This is a genomic window from Schauerella aestuarii (genome assembly GCF_009866805.1).
GTDB classification, from domain to species: Bacteria; Pseudomonadota; Gammaproteobacteria; order Burkholderiales; family Burkholderiaceae_B; genus Schauerella; species Schauerella aestuarii.
The window spans coordinates 869080-883142 of the sequence record NZ_SIZW01000041.1 but is presented as its reverse complement, the minus strand read 5'-3'; the positions used below and the strand labels follow the sequence as shown (position 1 = coordinate 883142).

The following is a 14063-nucleotide window of genomic DNA, read 5'->3' as shown; positions in this document are numbered from 1 at the left end:
AGCAAGACGGCGTCATCATCCGCGCGCGTCTGCGCACCAACGGTCATGCAAGGCTTGAACACGTGTTTTCAACTGCGCGGTGGTGACGTCGCCACCGTTATCGATGACGTCGTCCGCCGCGGCGAGCCGGTCGTCACGACTGGCTTGTGCCGCCATGATACGCCGGATGGTGTCTTCCGTCAGCCCGCTGCGCAGCACCACGCGGGCGACCTGCGTGGGCGGATCGCAATCGACCACACAGATGCGATCGACGCGGTTGCGCCACCGACCCGATTCGACCAACAGCGGCACCACATACACCAGATATAGCCCGGTGGCCGCGGTCGCTTGCGCCTCGGTCTCGCGGCCGATCAGCGGATGGAGAATGGCTTCGAGCTCGCGCCGCACCTCCGGCGCCGCGAACACGCGTTCCCGCATCCAGGCCCGATCCATGGCGCCGTCGGCAGCGATGGCCTGAGCGCCGAAATGCGCACGAATACCGTCGATGGCCGCGCCACCGGGCGCCGTCAGGCTGTGCGCCACATCGTCGGTGTCGATCACTGCGGCGCCCCACTCCGCCAGCCACCGCGCGACGCTGGATTTGCCTGAGCCGATACCGCCCGTCAAACCGATCTTGAACATTACATCCTTTTCGTCATGCCGCATCCGAGTGCGGCGGTGGTCACCACCACGCGCCATCGGTCAACCATAGCCCGAGCAGTCCCGCCACGGCCAGATACGGCCCGAACGGCAGTGCCTGCCCCCGTGCCGCACGCCCGATGAACATCAGACTCAACCCCAAGACCACGCCCGTCAGCGACGCCGCCAGCAACAGCCAAGGCACCATCGCCAGGCCCAGCCAGGCCCCCAGGGCCGCCAGCAATTTGAAGTCGCCATAGCCCATGCCCTCACGACCGGTGATGGCGCGAAACGCATGAAAGACGAGCCACAGAAAACCGTAGCCGCAGACCGCGCCCAGCACCGCCTGCGGCAACGGCGCAAACGTGCCGTTCAGATTCACCAGCAATCCCAGCCAGATCAACGGCAACGTGACGATATCCGGCAGGAGATTGGTTCGGGCATCGATCCATCCCAAGGCGATCAACGCGGCGGCGAGCACCATGGCATACAGCGCCGGCCAGGTCAGCCCGAAACGCCACACACACAAACCGAATGCCACCGCGGTCATCACCTCGACGATCGGATAGTGCAGGCCCACCGGCGCCGCACAGTGCCGACAGCGGCCCCGCAGCAGCAGCCCGCTCAAGACGGGTACGGTGTCGCGCCATTGCAAGGTTGCACGGCAGTGCGGACAGTGATCGCGCGGTGTGAACAGGCGCAACCGTGCTGGGGCTGACTCGGCACCGTCGCCCTCACGCGCTTGCGACGCCCATTCTTCTTCCATCATCAGCGGCAAGCGATGAATCAGGCGCGTGAGCAGACTGCCGACGCAAGCGCCGAGCACGGTGGCAAGCCCAAGCGCCCACCAGAACGAAGCAAGATCGGAAGGGAACGACATGATGGCGGCATTATTCATCATGCTGCTGCGTATTCAAACCGTGACACATCGAAACGCACCGATCCGAATCGTGCCAAGGGTGCGAGGATATGCGTAGAATGCTGCGTAAAACCCCTTATCTCGCGGATCGACACCATGGCTGCTGCATTTCCCTCGCTTACTCTCCGGCGTCAGCCGCTCTTGCTGTGGGGATCGGTCTTCGCGCTGACCTTCGGCGCAGCAGGTTGCGCGCAACAGCGCGATAATGCCAGCTACTACGACCTGCCGGCCGAAAGCTCGGTCACCGACTCGCAAAACCAGGCTCAGGGCGGCGGCTATCGCAGTACGCTGCGCGCGCCGTCCCAATTGCAGATCGCCTTGAAGCCGGATGCCAAGACGCCCAGCCAGCAGGCGATTGCCGCTTCGCAGGCGCAAGCCGATGGCGAATCGGTCGTAACGACCGCCAACGAAAGTCCCAACCCCGCACGCCGCGGCGCGACGGCCACGGCACAGCCGGTGGCCGCGAGCGCATCGAGCACGAACGAACCCGCCGCGCAGATGAGCGAAACCGCTGCGCGCCTGGTGCCGCAGGCCCACACCTATCTCGGCACGCTGCCGTGTTTTGGCGCGGGGATGCAGTGCACTGGCCAACGTCTGGTGCTTACCCTGGCGCCCAATGGCCGTTGGCGCGCGCGTTCGTCCTATCTGAATCAATCTGCAGGTGTGAGCACCGCCAAGCCGATTACCGAGCAAGGCTGCTGGGACGCCACCGACGAGAAGCCGCCGCGCGTCATGCTGCTCGATAACCGCGGCAATATGCGCGCCGAGTTTGTGGTCACCGCCAACAACGTGTTGCGCGTGCGCGCGATCGACGGCACCACCCCCAACCTGAGTTACAACCTCACGCGCCAGCCCGACCTGGACGCCATCGACGAGTTGAACGGTCAACCGGCGCCCGCCTGCAAGTAAGGGGTGCTTAACCCCGGTGCGCATGCACCGGCGTCGTTGCCCGGCGGCAACGCCTCCAATAGCAATTCGCCTTGACCGGATTCGGCTGAGGCGCATTGCGCATCGGGCTCGGCCAGCCGGATCGGCGGCCCGCACATCAATCGCACCAGCTCTACCGCATTGCGCACTGCAAGCTTGGCGAACACGCGCGCGCGATGCGCTTCTGCCGTGCGCTGCGAAATTCCCAATTCGATGGCAATGACCTTGTTGGGCTTGCCGTCGGCGAGATAGCCGAGCACCTCGCGCTCACGCGGTGTGAGGCGCGCTACGCCTTCCGCCAACGTGCCCGGCTGCGGCAAGTCGTAAGGGGAGTGTTGTGGTTGCGCCATGGTTGCCCTCTGCTATCGAAGGGCGAGTCTGGCATGGGCGTGGCGTGCCCGCTAGCTGGCGATTCTGACAGGGGTCGGCGCCGTCCCTTGCCCCCGCAGCGTCACACTTCCAGATTATCGATCAGGCGCGTGGCACCCAGTTTGGCCGCCGCCACGATCACCAATGGCGTCTTGCCTTCGATATCCGCGGCCGCAGGCGCGCGCAAGTCGTGCTGCCGGCGCAACGCGAGATAGTCCACCTGCCAGCCATGCGCCGTGAGATCGTCCTGCGCCGCGCGTTCGAGCGCCGCCACATCCATCTCGCCCGCGATTACCTGTTCGCGCAGGCCCTGCAACAGCGCATACAAGCGCGGCGCCTCGGCGCGTTCCGCTTCGGAAAGAAAACGGTTGCGCGACGACATCGCCAATCCGTCCGCATCGCGCACCGTTTCATGCGCCACGATATCCACCGGCAACTGAAATTGGCGGCACATATTGCGCACGATCATCAGCTGCTGGTAATCCTTCTTGCCGAAAACCGCCGTGCGCGGCTGCACGCACGACAGCAACTTGAGCACCACCGTGCTCACCCCCTCGAAGAAACCAGGCCGAAACTCGCCTTCCAGGATGTCGCCCAGGTCGGCGGGCGGCTGCACGCGAAAGTTCTGCGGCTCGGGATACAGCTCACGCTCATCGGGGGCAAACAGGACGTACACATCGCGCGCGGCCTCGAGCTTTTCGATATCGGCCGCGAGCGTACGCGGGTAACGATCGAAGTCCTCGTTGGGACCGAATTGCAGGCGATTGACGAAGATGCTGGCCACCACGGGATCGCCGTGCTGGCGCGCCTCTTTCATGAGCTGCAAATGCCCCTCGTGCAAGTTGCCCATGGTGGGCACGAAGGCCGCACGGTTTTGACCGCGCAATTGATCGCGCAATTCCTGGATGGTGTGGACGACTTTCAAAAACGGTCTCCGGTCGCGGCCATGATGGCCCTCTCATCGAAGCGGCAACGCTCAGGCAGCTACCGCGGTGTAGGCCAGGCGCACGTAGATCGGCGCATAGGGTTCGGCTTGCGTGATTTCGAGCAACGACTCTCGCGCCAGCTCGAGCATGGCGATGAAGTGCACGACCACCACAGCGGCCGGCGCCCCCGCATCGATGCGTTCCATGAACAGATCGGAAAACTCGATGAAGCGCACATCGCCCAGGCGGCGCAGAATGTGCGTCATGTGATCGCGCACCGAGAGTTGCTCGCGCGTAATGTGATGGTGCTGGTTGAGCTTGGCCCGCTTCATGATGTCGGCCCAGGCCTGGCGCAGATCGTCCACGCCCACCTCGGGCAAAGCCCGCTCCACGCTCAGATCGGCCTCGGCGTGCGCGACCATGAAATCGCGGCCCACCTGGGGGATGGCATCCAGATTGCGCGCCGCGAGCTTCATTTGCTCGTACGCCAACAGCCGGCGCACCAGTTCCGCCCGCGGATCTTCCGCCTCTTCACCGGTATCGGATTTCCGCACCGGCAGCAGCATGCGCGACTTGATCTCGATCAGCATGGCGGCCATCAACAGATATTCCGCGGCCAGCTCGAGATTGTGGATGCGGATCTGTTCGACGTAAGAGAGGTATTGCCGCGTGACATCCGCCATCGGGATGTCCAGCACATTGAAGTTCTGCTTGCGGATCAGGTAAAGCAGCAGGTCGAGCGGTCCCTCGAAGGCTTCGAGGAAAATCTCCAGAGCGTCCGGCGGGATATACAGATCCTGCGGCATCTTGAAGAGCGGTTCGCCGTAGAGCCGCGCAAACGCGACCGTATCGACCACATCGGGCGTACTGTCGACTTGCGGGGCGACCAGCTTATCCAGATCGTCTCCCGACACGGCCGACCGCGCGGGAGCGCGCGCCTTTGCCATTACTCTTCAGGCGAATAGACGTACGGCTTTTGCGGCACACGGGCCTGACGGAAGCCTTCCTGCAGTTCGGCGTCTTGCGGCTTGTCCCACAAACGCGCCCGGCCTTCCCGCTGACGTTGCTCGGTCTCGGGGTGCGACTTTTTGTAGCTCTCGAGGAACTGGGTAATTTCGGATTGGTAGTTATTGGCCATGACGCAGTGGGACGGCAAAACGGGAAGATCCACAGTGTACTTCAGGCGACGGACAGGCGAGCGCTTCAGGCGTCGGACAGCCCGCAGCGTTACAATCGACGCTCCTCCCTCCGTCCTCGGGCGTCGCCGCGCCCCACCCTCGACGTCATGTCTGCCCAACCGACGCTTCAGGCTCCCTCCCTCAATAGCCCAGACGACGTCCGCGCCGCAAAGATGATCCCCTTCATCGTGGGATGCGCGTTGTTCATGCAAATGTTGGACGCCACCGTCGTCGCCACGGCGCTCCCCGCCATGGCGCGGGCGCTGGGCACCTCGCCCGTGCGGCTCAACGTGGCGATCACGTCGTATCTGCTGGCCGTGGCGGTATTCGTACCGATCAGCGGCTGGGCGGCCGATCGCTTCGGCGCGCGCCGGGTGTTCATCGCCGCGATCGCGCTGTTTACGCTTAGCTCCATCGCCTGTGCGTTGTCGGCCACAATCGGTCAATTGGTGATCGCTCGGGTGGTCCAGGGCATGGCCGGGGCGATGATGGTGCCGGTGGGGCGGATCATCCTGCTGCGCACCGTGCCGAAAAAAGACCTGCTGCGCGCAATGTCGTTCCTCTCCATGCCGGCGTTGCTGGGCCCGGTGATCGGGCCGCCGCTGGGCGGCTTTCTGGTGACCTACGCGTCGTGGCACTGGATCTTCCTGATCAACATCCCCATCGGCATCATCGGCATCGCGCTGGTCATGCGCTTCGTAAAGGACGTGCGGCTCGACAAAAAACCGCCGCTGGATTGGGTGGGATTTCTGCTGAGCGCCGTGTGCATGGCCACGCTCGTCTCCGGGTTCGATGCGATCGGCCATGGCCTGCTTCCCCTGCCCGTTCTGGCCGGGATGATCGCCATCGGCATCGTCTGCGGGCTGCTGTACTACTGGCACTCAAAATACACTGCCGCGCCCATCATCGATCTGTCGCTGATGCGCCTGCCCACGTTCTCGATCTCGATTACCGGCGGCAACCTGTGCCGCTTCGCGGTGGGCGCCACGCCTTTCCTGCTGGCGATGCTGCTGCAGGTGGGCTTTGGCCTGTCGCCTTTTTCGGCCGGCCTCATCACGTTTGCCAGCGCGGCCGGCGCCCTGCTGATGAAGTTCGTGGCCACGCCGATCGTGATGAAGTTCGGCTTTCGGCGCGTGCTGATGATCAACGCCCTGCTCACCGCCGTGTTCGTCGCCATCTGCGCCACATTCACGCCGCTCACGCCGGTGTGGCTGATGATCCTGCTGTTGCTGATCGGCGGCTTCTTCCGCTCGCTGCAATTCACCGGGGTGAACACGCTCACCTATGCCGACATTTCATCTGAAGCGATGAGCCGCGCCAGCAGCTTTGCGGCGATGGCGCAGCAACTGGCGATCAGCCTGGGCGTGGGTGTGGCCGCCTTCACGCTCAACATGAGCATGACGTTGCGCGGTCACGCCAGCCTCGATCTGCAGGACGTGGCCAATGGATTCATCGTGGTGGGCCTCTTCACGGCCTCATCGTTCTTCTTCTTCCGCCGCCTGGCCCCCGACGCCGGCGCGCAGCTCAACAGCAGGCACAAACGCGAGAAGAAAGCCGAGGAGATGGAACACAGTGAAGAATGAACTGATTCTGGCGCTAGACCAGGGAACCACCAGCTCGCGCGCGATGGTGTTCGACCGCAACGGTGCGGTCAAAGGCGTGGGACAACGCGAGTTTCGCCAGTACTACCCCAAGCCGGGCTGGGTCGAGCACGATCCGATGGAAATCTGGCACAGCCAGCTTGAGGTGGCCCGCGAAGCCTTGCGCAACGCCGGGGCCACGGCCGCCGATATCGCCGGCATAGGCATCACCAGCCAACGCGAAACCACCCTCTTGTGGGAGCGCAAAACCGGCCGGCCCGTGGCGCACGCCATCGTCTGGCAGGATCGCCGCACGGCCGCCCTGTGCCAATCGCTGCGCGACGCCGGCCATGCCGACGTGCTGCAAGCCCGCACCGGGCTGGTACTGGACGCGTATTTTTCAGGCACCAAACTCGCCTGGCTGCTGGATAACGTAAAGGGTGCCCGTGCGGCCGCCGAGCGCGGCGAGCTGGCTTTCGGCACCGTCGACACCTGGCTGATCTGGAACCTCACCGACGGTCAGACGCACGTTACCGACCCCAGCAACGCCTCGCGCACGCTGATGTTCGATATCCACAAGCAGGCCTGGTGCGACGATTTGCTCGCGCGCCTGAACATCCCGCGCAGCCTGCTGCCCGAGGTGGTGCCCAGCAGTGGCGTGCGCGCCCATGCCGCGGCCACGCTTTTCGGCGGCGCCATCCCCATCGCGGGCGTCGCCGGCGACCAGCAGGCCGCGACCTTCGGCCAGGCGTGCTTCACGCCCGGGATGGCGAAGAACACCTACGGCACCGGCTGCTTCATGCTGATGAACGTGGGCGACCAACCGGTCACCTCCACCCACAACCTGTTGTCCACCGTGGGGTGGGGCCTGCCCGGCGACGACAAAGGCTGGCACACCACCTATATGCTGGAAGGCGGCGTCTTCATGGCAGGCGCCACGGTGCAATGGCTGCGTGACGGGCTCAAGATCATCGAGCGTGCCGATGAAACCGAAGCGTTGGCAGCCAGCGTGGCAGATACCGACGACGTTTTTCTCGTGCCCGCCTTCGCCGGTCTGGGTGCTCCCGATTGGGATCCGTATGCGCGCGGCCTCCTGATCGGGATGACGCGCGGCACCACCCGGGCGCACATCGCGCGCGCGGCGCTCGAAGCCATTGCCTTGCAAAGCGCGGAGCTATTGCATGCGATGCACGCCGACAGCGACATCGCGCTTTCCGAGCTGCGCGTGGATGGCGGCGCGGCCCGCAACGACCTGCTCATGCAGATCCAGGCCGATCTGCTGGGCGTGCCGGTGGTACGCCCACGCATCCCCGAATCCACCGCGCTGGGCGCAGCGGGCTTGGCCGGCATTGCCTGCGGGATCTGGACGATGGATGAGTTCGCGGCGCAGTGGCAGGCCGAGAAAACCTTCGAGCCGCAATGGAATGAAGATCAACGCACAGCGCGGCTGGCGCGCTGGCGGCAAGCAGTAGAGCTGTCGAAAGGCTGGGCGACGCCGGGCTGAGCCACGCAGGGTGAGCCACGAAGCGGCGCTGAACTGAGCCACGCCGGCTGAGCCACGAAGCGGTGCCAGACTGAGCCGCAAAGCCAAGCTGAGCCCCTCTCCCACACGCTGCCACTGGCGCTCACCATTGAAAAAGGCCTTGAGCCGGTGTCACACCGTCTCAAGGCCTTTGCACGTGGGCGCCGGGCGCCCGTGCCGCGATCAGTTCAGGCTGGCGCCCGAGAGCTTGACCACTTCCTTGTACTTGGCCATTTCGCTTTTGACGAAGTCGGCAAAGGCAGCGCTGCTGGTGGGCTGCGGTTCCGACCCCATCGTCAGCAAACGCTGCCGCACGTCGTCTTGCGACAAGGCTTGCGCGTAAGCGGCATTGAGCTTGGCGACGATCTCCTTGGGCACACCGGCGGTGGTGAACACGCCAAACCAGGTTTCCAGATCGAAGTCGGGAATGCCAGCTTCGATCACGGTGGGGACGTCCTGCAGCAGCGGCGAACGCTTGACGGTCGTGACGGCCAAGGCCTTGACCTTGCCATCCTTGATCAACGGTGCCGATGCTGCCAGGTTGTCGAACATGAAGTCGGACTGGCCCGACAACAAGGCCAATTGCGCGGGCGCCGCACCCTGGTAAGGGATGTGCTCGGCAGCGATGCCGGCACGCGCCTTCAATAGTTCGCCCGACAAATGACCGGCACTGCCGTTGCCGCCCGAACCGTAGTTCAACGCACCGGGATGCGCCTTCGCATAGGCGATCAGATCCTTCAATGATTCGATGTTGTTTTTCTTGGCGAAGTCGACGTTGATGACCAGCACGTTCGGCACCGAGGCCACGAGCGCGACGGCTTCGAAATCCTTCACCGGATCGTACGGCAGGTTATTGAAGAGCCACGGGTTGATGGCATGCGTGGCGACCGCGCCCATCACGAGCGTGTAGCCATCGGGCTGCGCGCGCGCCACCATGTCGGCGCCGATGTTGCCGCCGGCACCCGCCTTGTTTTCCACGATGACGGCTTGGCCGAGCGGGCCGCGCACTTTCTCGGCCAGCATGCGGGCCATCGTATCCAGCGGGCCGCCGGGCGGGTAAGGCACGATGAAGCGAATCGGCTTGGACGGAAACGCCGCGACATCCTCCGCTGCGGTCGCCACCGACGTCATGCCCGTCAGGGCGAAGGCGGCCAACGCGAGGCCCCCGATGAGAGAGCGCCGACGTGCCGGCCGACCGCGCAGAGCGAGGGACATGATGTCTCCTGTCATTATTCGATTGTGAGAGGCGGTGAATATAACGCAGCGTATCGTGGCTTGCCACGCGAGACTGGGGATTACCCGAAGCGCACTGACATGAACGCAACACTTCTGCATGCCATATGACACCGGAAGCAGGTCCGGCGCGGAGGCTCGAACGTCGGCACGCGGCGCGGCTTCGGCGAAGAGCATCGCCCAAAGAAAAGCCCTCCAACAGGAGGGCCTCTCGCTATGCGCGCTCGGCGGCCGGACACGCTTGCGCCCGATGCGCGCGGTCGATCATCCTGCCATCAATGCAGGATCTGGCTCAGGAAGAGCTTGGTGCGCTCATTCTGCGGATTATCGAAGAACTGGTCGGGCTTGTTCTCTTCGATGATCTCGCCACGGTCCATGAAAATCACGCGATCGGCCACCTTGCGGGCAAAGCCCATTTCGTGCGTGACGCAGATCATGGTCATGCCGGACTCTTCAGCCAATGTCACCATGACGTCGAGCACTTCCTTGACCATCTCGGGATCGAGTGCCGAGGTGGGCTCGTCGAACAGCATGACCTTCGGGTTCATGCACAGCGAGCGGGCGATCGCCACGCGCTGCTGTTGTCCGCCGGACAACTGACCCGGGAATTTCTTGGCCTGATCGGGAATGCGCACGCGTTCCAGGTACTTCATCGCGGTCGCTTCGGCTTCGGCGCGCGGCACCTTCTTCACCCACATGGGTCCCAGCGTGAGGTTTTCCAGCACGGTGAGGTGCGGGAACAGATTGAAGTGCTGAAACACCATGCCGACTTCGCGGCGGATCACTTCGATTTGCTTCAGATCGTTGGTCAACTCGGTGCCATCGACAATGATCTGACCTTGCTGATGTTCTTCAAGCCGGTTGATGCAGCGAATCATCGTGGACTTGCCCGAACCCGAAGGTCCGCACACCACGATACGTTCGCCGGAGGCCACGTCGAGATTGATGTTGCGCAACACGTGGAACTGACCGTACCACTTGTTCACGCCTTGCAGTTTGATCATGGCATCGGACATGCCTGTACTCCCTTGAACGCACCGGGCGCGCCGCCTTGCGGCCGCCCCGGCGCAACTTTACCGTTGATGTCCCGTCTGCAGACGGCGTTCGATCGATTGGCTGTACTTGGACATCGAATAGCAAAACACGAAATAGATGAGCGAGATGAAGACGTACGCTTCGATCCCGAACCCGCGCCATGCCGCATCCGACAACGCGGCCTTGGCTGCCAGCGTCAAGTCGAAAATACCGATGATCACGACCAGCGACGTATCCTTGAACAGCGAAATGAAGATCCCCACCAACGGCGGAATCACCACTTTGAGCGACTGCGGCAGGATGATCTTGCGCATGGCCTGCCAGTACGACAACCCAAGCGAATCCGCGCCCTCGTACTGCCCTTTCGGAATGGCCTGCAAACCGCCGCGTACCGTTTCGGCGATGTAGGCCGACGCGAACATGATGATGGCGATCTGCGCCCGCAGCAGCTTGTCGATGGAGAAACCGACCGGCAAGAACAACGGCAGCATGACCGAGGACATGAACAGCAGGCTGATCAACGGCACGCCGCGGATCAATTCGATGTAGACCACGCACAGCGCCTTGATGGCCGGCATGCGCGAGCGGCGTCCCAGTGCCAGCAACACCCCGATCGGAAACGCGCAGGCGATGCCGAAGGTGGCCAGGATGAGCGTCAGCGGAAGACCGCCCCAACGGGTGTTTTCGACCGGCGTGAGACCGAAAATACCGCCGCCCATCAGCACGTAGAAACCGGCCAGGCCAACGACCCAGACCAGGGCAAGCCACGGCTTCCAGAAGATGCGGATCGCGCTGACGATGATCACCGCCAGCAGCAGGATCGTGGCCAAGAGCGGACGCCATTGTTCATCGTACGGATAGGTGCCGAACAGGATCAGGCGATGCTTCTCGATGATGAACGCCCAGCAGGCGCCCCCCGTCGCACGGCACTCCTGCGCCGTGGCGGCAGTGAAGTTGGCCTTGATGAATGCCCATTCGACCACGGCCGGAATGAACATCAGCAAGAGCCACGCGATCAGCACGGTCGCCAGGATATTGAGCGGCGAGGAGAACAGACGCGAGCGGAACCAGGCCCACACGCCGGTGTGCTCGGTGGGCGGCGGCAGAGGCGCCGTAGGTGATGTCGTTGTGCTGCTCATCTCAACGCTCCACCAGCGCAATGCGCTTGTTGTACCAGTTCATGAATATCGAGATCGAGAGGCTGACGGTGAGGTAGGCGGCCATGATGATCAAAATACCTTCGATCGCCTGCCCCGTCTGGTTCAAGGTCGTGTTCACCACCGAGACGATATCGGGATAACCGATGGCCACGGCCAGTGAGCTGTTCTTGGTCAGGTTCAGGTACTGACTCGTCATCGGCGGAATGATGACGCGCAAGGCTTGCGGCAGCACCACCAGACGCAGCACGCGCGCCCGGCTCAGGCCCAGCGAACCGGCAGCTTCCCACTGCCCGCTGTTGACCGACTGCACGCCGGAGCGCACGACCTCGGCCACGAAGGCGGAGGTGTAGATGACCAGGCCGGCGAGCAACGCGAAGAACTCGGGCGACATCGAAATGCCGCCGGTGTAGTTGAAGCCGCGCAGCTCGGGCACCTCGAAGGTCAATGCCATGCCGCTGATCAGCCAGCCCACGATCGGAAAGCCGATCAGCATGGCCAACACGATACGACCCGCCGGGAACATGTGCCCGGTGGCTTCATGACGCTTGCGCGCCCAGTTCGCCAGGACCACGCTGGCGATGATCGCCAGTGCGAAACCCCAGAAGATCCAGTCCAGGGACGGCCCATCGACACCCGGAATCCGTGCGCCGCGGTTGCTGATGAACACGCCGGGCAAAGGATTGAGGGCATTGCGGGGGCCGGGCAGGTTCTCGGTGATCAGGGCATACCAGAAGAACAATTGCAGCAGCAAGGGCACGTTGCGCATCACTTCGACGTACACCGAAGCGACCTTGTTGAGCAGGAAGTTCTTGGACAGGCGGGCGATACCGAGCAGCGTGCCGAAAATCGTGGCGAGCACGATGCCGAGCACGGCCACACGCAGGGTGTTGAGAATACCGACGAAGACGGCGCGGCCGTAACTGTCGGCCGGGCCATAGCTGATGGCGGACTCGCCGATGGCAAAGCCTGCCTCGCGGCCCAGAAAATCGAATCCGGTCGTGATATTGCGCACGGCCAGGTTGGTAAGCGTATTGGAAATCAGGAACCAGGCTGCAAACGCGACCAGCAGCAGCACAATGACTTGGTACGCAATGGCGCGTACACCTGGATCGTTCCAAGACATGCGCCGGGCTGGCGGCGAGACGGGCGCATTTTTTTGATGTGTCGTCATGGATCAATTAACCGCAGTAAGACTGAAGAATGCGCGCAAGTGCGCGCATCCGGTACGCAGATCCATTAAGCAGGATGCAGCGCGTGCGCGCGAGCGCCGTCACAAGGGCGACGGTGCCCGCGCGGCAAAGGTATTAACGCACGGGCCAGGCGTACATCACGCCGCCTTGCTTGTAGCTGGCGTTAACGCCACGTGCCAGTTTCATCGCGCTGCCTTGACCCAGGTTGCGCTCGAACACTTCGCCGTAGTTACCGACCTGCTTGATGATGGTGTAGGCCCACTTCTCGTCCACGCCCATGTTCTTGCCCATGCCCGGCGTCACACCGAGAATGCGCTGCACGTTGGGGTTCGGGCTCTTGAGCATGTCATCGACGTTCTTGGACGTGATGCCATATTCTTCGGCTTCGATCTGGGCAAACAACGACCAGCGAACCACGTTCAGCCAGGGATCGTCACCTTGACGGACCATCGGGCCGAGCGGCTCTTTCGAGAAGTCTTCCGGCAGGATTTCGTACTTGTCCGGATTTTCCAGCGTGGTACGAATCGAAGCCAATTGCGACTTGTCGGTCGTGAACGCGTCGCAGCGATTGGCCGTGAACGCACGCACGATTTCGTCGAACTTGTCGATCACGACCGGCTTGAATTCGATCTTTTCCGAGCGGAACCAGTCGGCCAGGTTGAGTTCGGTGGTGGTGCCGGGCTGAACGCAAACCGTGGCGCCGTTGAGGTCCTTGGCGCTTTTCACGCCCAGGTCCTTCGAGACCATGATGCCTTGGCTGTCGTAGTAATTGACGCCGGCGCCGATGAGGCCGAGGGTGGTGTCGCGGGTGAGCGTTTGCGTGGTGTTACGCGTGAGCACGTCGATTTCGCCCGATTGCAGCGCGGTGAAGCGTTGCTGGGTGTTGAGCGGCGTGACCTTGAATTTGGTGGAATCGTTGAACATGGTGGCGGCGATCGCGCGGCACATGTCCACGTCCAGGCCCTTCCATTCGCCCTTGCTGTCGGCGGCCGAGAAACCGGCGATACCGGTCGACACACCGCACTGTACAAACCCCTTCTTCTTCACGGCGTCGTAGGTCGCGCCAGCCTGAGCGGCCGAGGACGCGGCGAACAATGCGGCGCCGATGGCGACGAGTTTCAATGCTTTCATACACAATCTCCGGGCTTACAACGTGATAGATGTTTTGCAACAAAGCTTTCGCTTGGAGCGGATGGTAGCCGCTGGCCGATATTTAGGGACATAGGGAAAATCCCTTGTTATAAAAAGCATCAATCGGGGACATATCCCCGCTAACTGCGCCCAATCGTCGGCCATAGGGCGGACTTCTGCGATCCTCGCGCTGGCGAGGATATCGGAAAAAATCAGACGCAATCGCATTGCAGCAATTGCCATCGTCCATAAGCAGGACAGGTATGATTAGCGCT

Annotated in this window: 14 protein-coding genes; 3 read left to right on the top strand and 11 right to left on the bottom strand. The window is 62.9% G+C overall.

Annotated features, from left to right (window positions below; genetic code table 11):
- Nucleotides 1-15: 15 nt before the first annotated feature.
- A complete protein-coding gene (gene coaE, locus EYW45_RS15025; RefSeq protein ID WP_161136185.1) occupies nt 16-621 on the bottom strand; it encodes a dephospho-CoA kinase in 606 nt (201 codons plus the stop codon).
- Nucleotides 622-661: 40 nt separating this feature from the next.
- The gene (locus EYW45_RS15020; protein WP_161136278.1) at nt 662-1498 is read right to left on the bottom strand and encodes a prepilin peptidase; all 837 of its coding nucleotides are present in this window, start codon (nt 1496-1498) and stop codon (nt 662-664) included.
- 135 nt (nt 1499-1633) lie between these two features.
- Here EYW45_RS15020 and EYW45_RS15015 point away from each other — a divergent pair, with 135 nt between their 5' ends.
- Nucleotides 1634-2446, top strand: a complete 813-nt coding sequence (locus tag EYW45_RS15015) for a copper resistance protein NlpE N-terminal domain-containing protein (protein WP_161136184.1) — start codon at nt 1634-1636, stop codon at nt 2444-2446.
- Here EYW45_RS15015 and EYW45_RS25040 read toward each other — a convergent pair.
- The 4 genes from EYW45_RS25040 to EYW45_RS14995 all read right to left on the bottom strand — a co-directional run bounded on the left by EYW45_RS25040 (nt 2422) and on the right by EYW45_RS14995 (nt 4897).
- Nucleotides 2422-2814, bottom strand: a complete 393-nt coding sequence (locus EYW45_RS25040; RefSeq protein ID WP_161136183.1) for a response regulator transcription factor — start codon at nt 2812-2814, stop codon at nt 2422-2424. The two genes, EYW45_RS15015 and EYW45_RS25040, sit on opposite strands and share 25 nt — an antisense overlap.
- A 101-nt stretch (nt 2815-2915) precedes the next feature.
- Nucleotides 2916-3758, bottom strand: coding sequence for a pantoate--beta-alanine ligase (gene panC, locus EYW45_RS15005; protein ID WP_161136182.1), 843 nt, complete (start codon nt 3756-3758; stop codon nt 2916-2918).
- Between the two features lie 51 nt (nt 3759-3809).
- Nucleotides 3810-4706: a segregation and condensation protein A gene (locus tag EYW45_RS15000; RefSeq protein ID WP_161136181.1), complete on the bottom strand. Its 897-nt coding sequence runs from the start codon at nt 4704-4706 to the stop codon at nt 3810-3812.
- Nucleotides 4706-4897, bottom strand: a complete 192-nt coding sequence (locus EYW45_RS14995) for a DUF3460 family protein (protein ID WP_161136277.1) — start codon at nt 4895-4897, stop codon at nt 4706-4708. The genes EYW45_RS15000 and EYW45_RS14995 overlap by 1 nt, the downstream gene beginning before the upstream one ends.
- Nucleotides 4898-5044: 147 nt before the next feature.
- Here EYW45_RS14995 and EYW45_RS14990 point away from each other — a divergent pair, with 147 nt between their 5' ends.
- Together EYW45_RS14990 and glpK are read left to right on the top strand one after the other, a co-directional pair.
- Entirely contained in the window at nt 5045-6520 is a 1476-nt protein-coding gene (locus EYW45_RS14990; RefSeq protein WP_407924921.1) for a DHA2 family efflux MFS transporter permease subunit, read from the top strand.
- Nucleotides 6510-8021 (top strand): glycerol kinase GlpK, encoded by a 1512-nt coding sequence (glpK, locus tag EYW45_RS14985; protein ID WP_202444750.1) that lies wholly within the window; start codon nt 6510-6512, stop codon nt 8019-8021. Before EYW45_RS14990 ends, glpK begins: the two co-directional genes overlap by 11 nt.
- Before the next feature lie 201 nt (nt 8022-8222).
- On the opposite strand, the gene EYW45_RS14980 is transcribed toward glpK, so the two are convergent.
- From EYW45_RS14980 to EYW45_RS14960, 5 genes are all read right to left on the bottom strand, one after another.
- Nucleotides 8223-9254, bottom strand: a complete 1032-nt coding sequence (locus tag EYW45_RS14980; protein WP_161136178.1) for a Bug family tripartite tricarboxylate transporter substrate binding protein — start codon at nt 9252-9254, stop codon at nt 8223-8225.
- A 293-nt stretch (nt 9255-9547) separates the two neighbouring features.
- Entirely contained in the window at nt 9548-10288 is a 741-nt protein-coding gene (locus tag EYW45_RS14975; protein ID WP_161136177.1) for an amino acid ABC transporter ATP-binding protein, read from the bottom strand.
- Between the two features lie 57 nt (nt 10289-10345).
- Complete coding sequence (locus tag EYW45_RS14970) at nt 10346-11446, bottom strand: amino acid ABC transporter permease (RefSeq protein WP_161136176.1); 1101 nt, start codon at nt 11444-11446, stop codon at nt 10346-10348.
- 1 nt (nt 11447) lies between these two features.
- On the bottom strand, nt 11448-12638 hold the full coding sequence (locus EYW45_RS14965) for an amino acid ABC transporter permease (protein ID WP_161136175.1): 1191 nt from the start codon (nt 12636-12638) through the stop codon (nt 11448-11450).
- A 133-nt stretch (nt 12639-12771) separates the two neighbouring features.
- Entirely contained in the window at nt 12772-13788 is a 1017-nt protein-coding gene (locus EYW45_RS14960) for an amino acid ABC transporter substrate-binding protein (protein WP_161136174.1), read from the bottom strand.
- Nucleotides 13789-14063 lie beyond the last annotated feature (275 nt).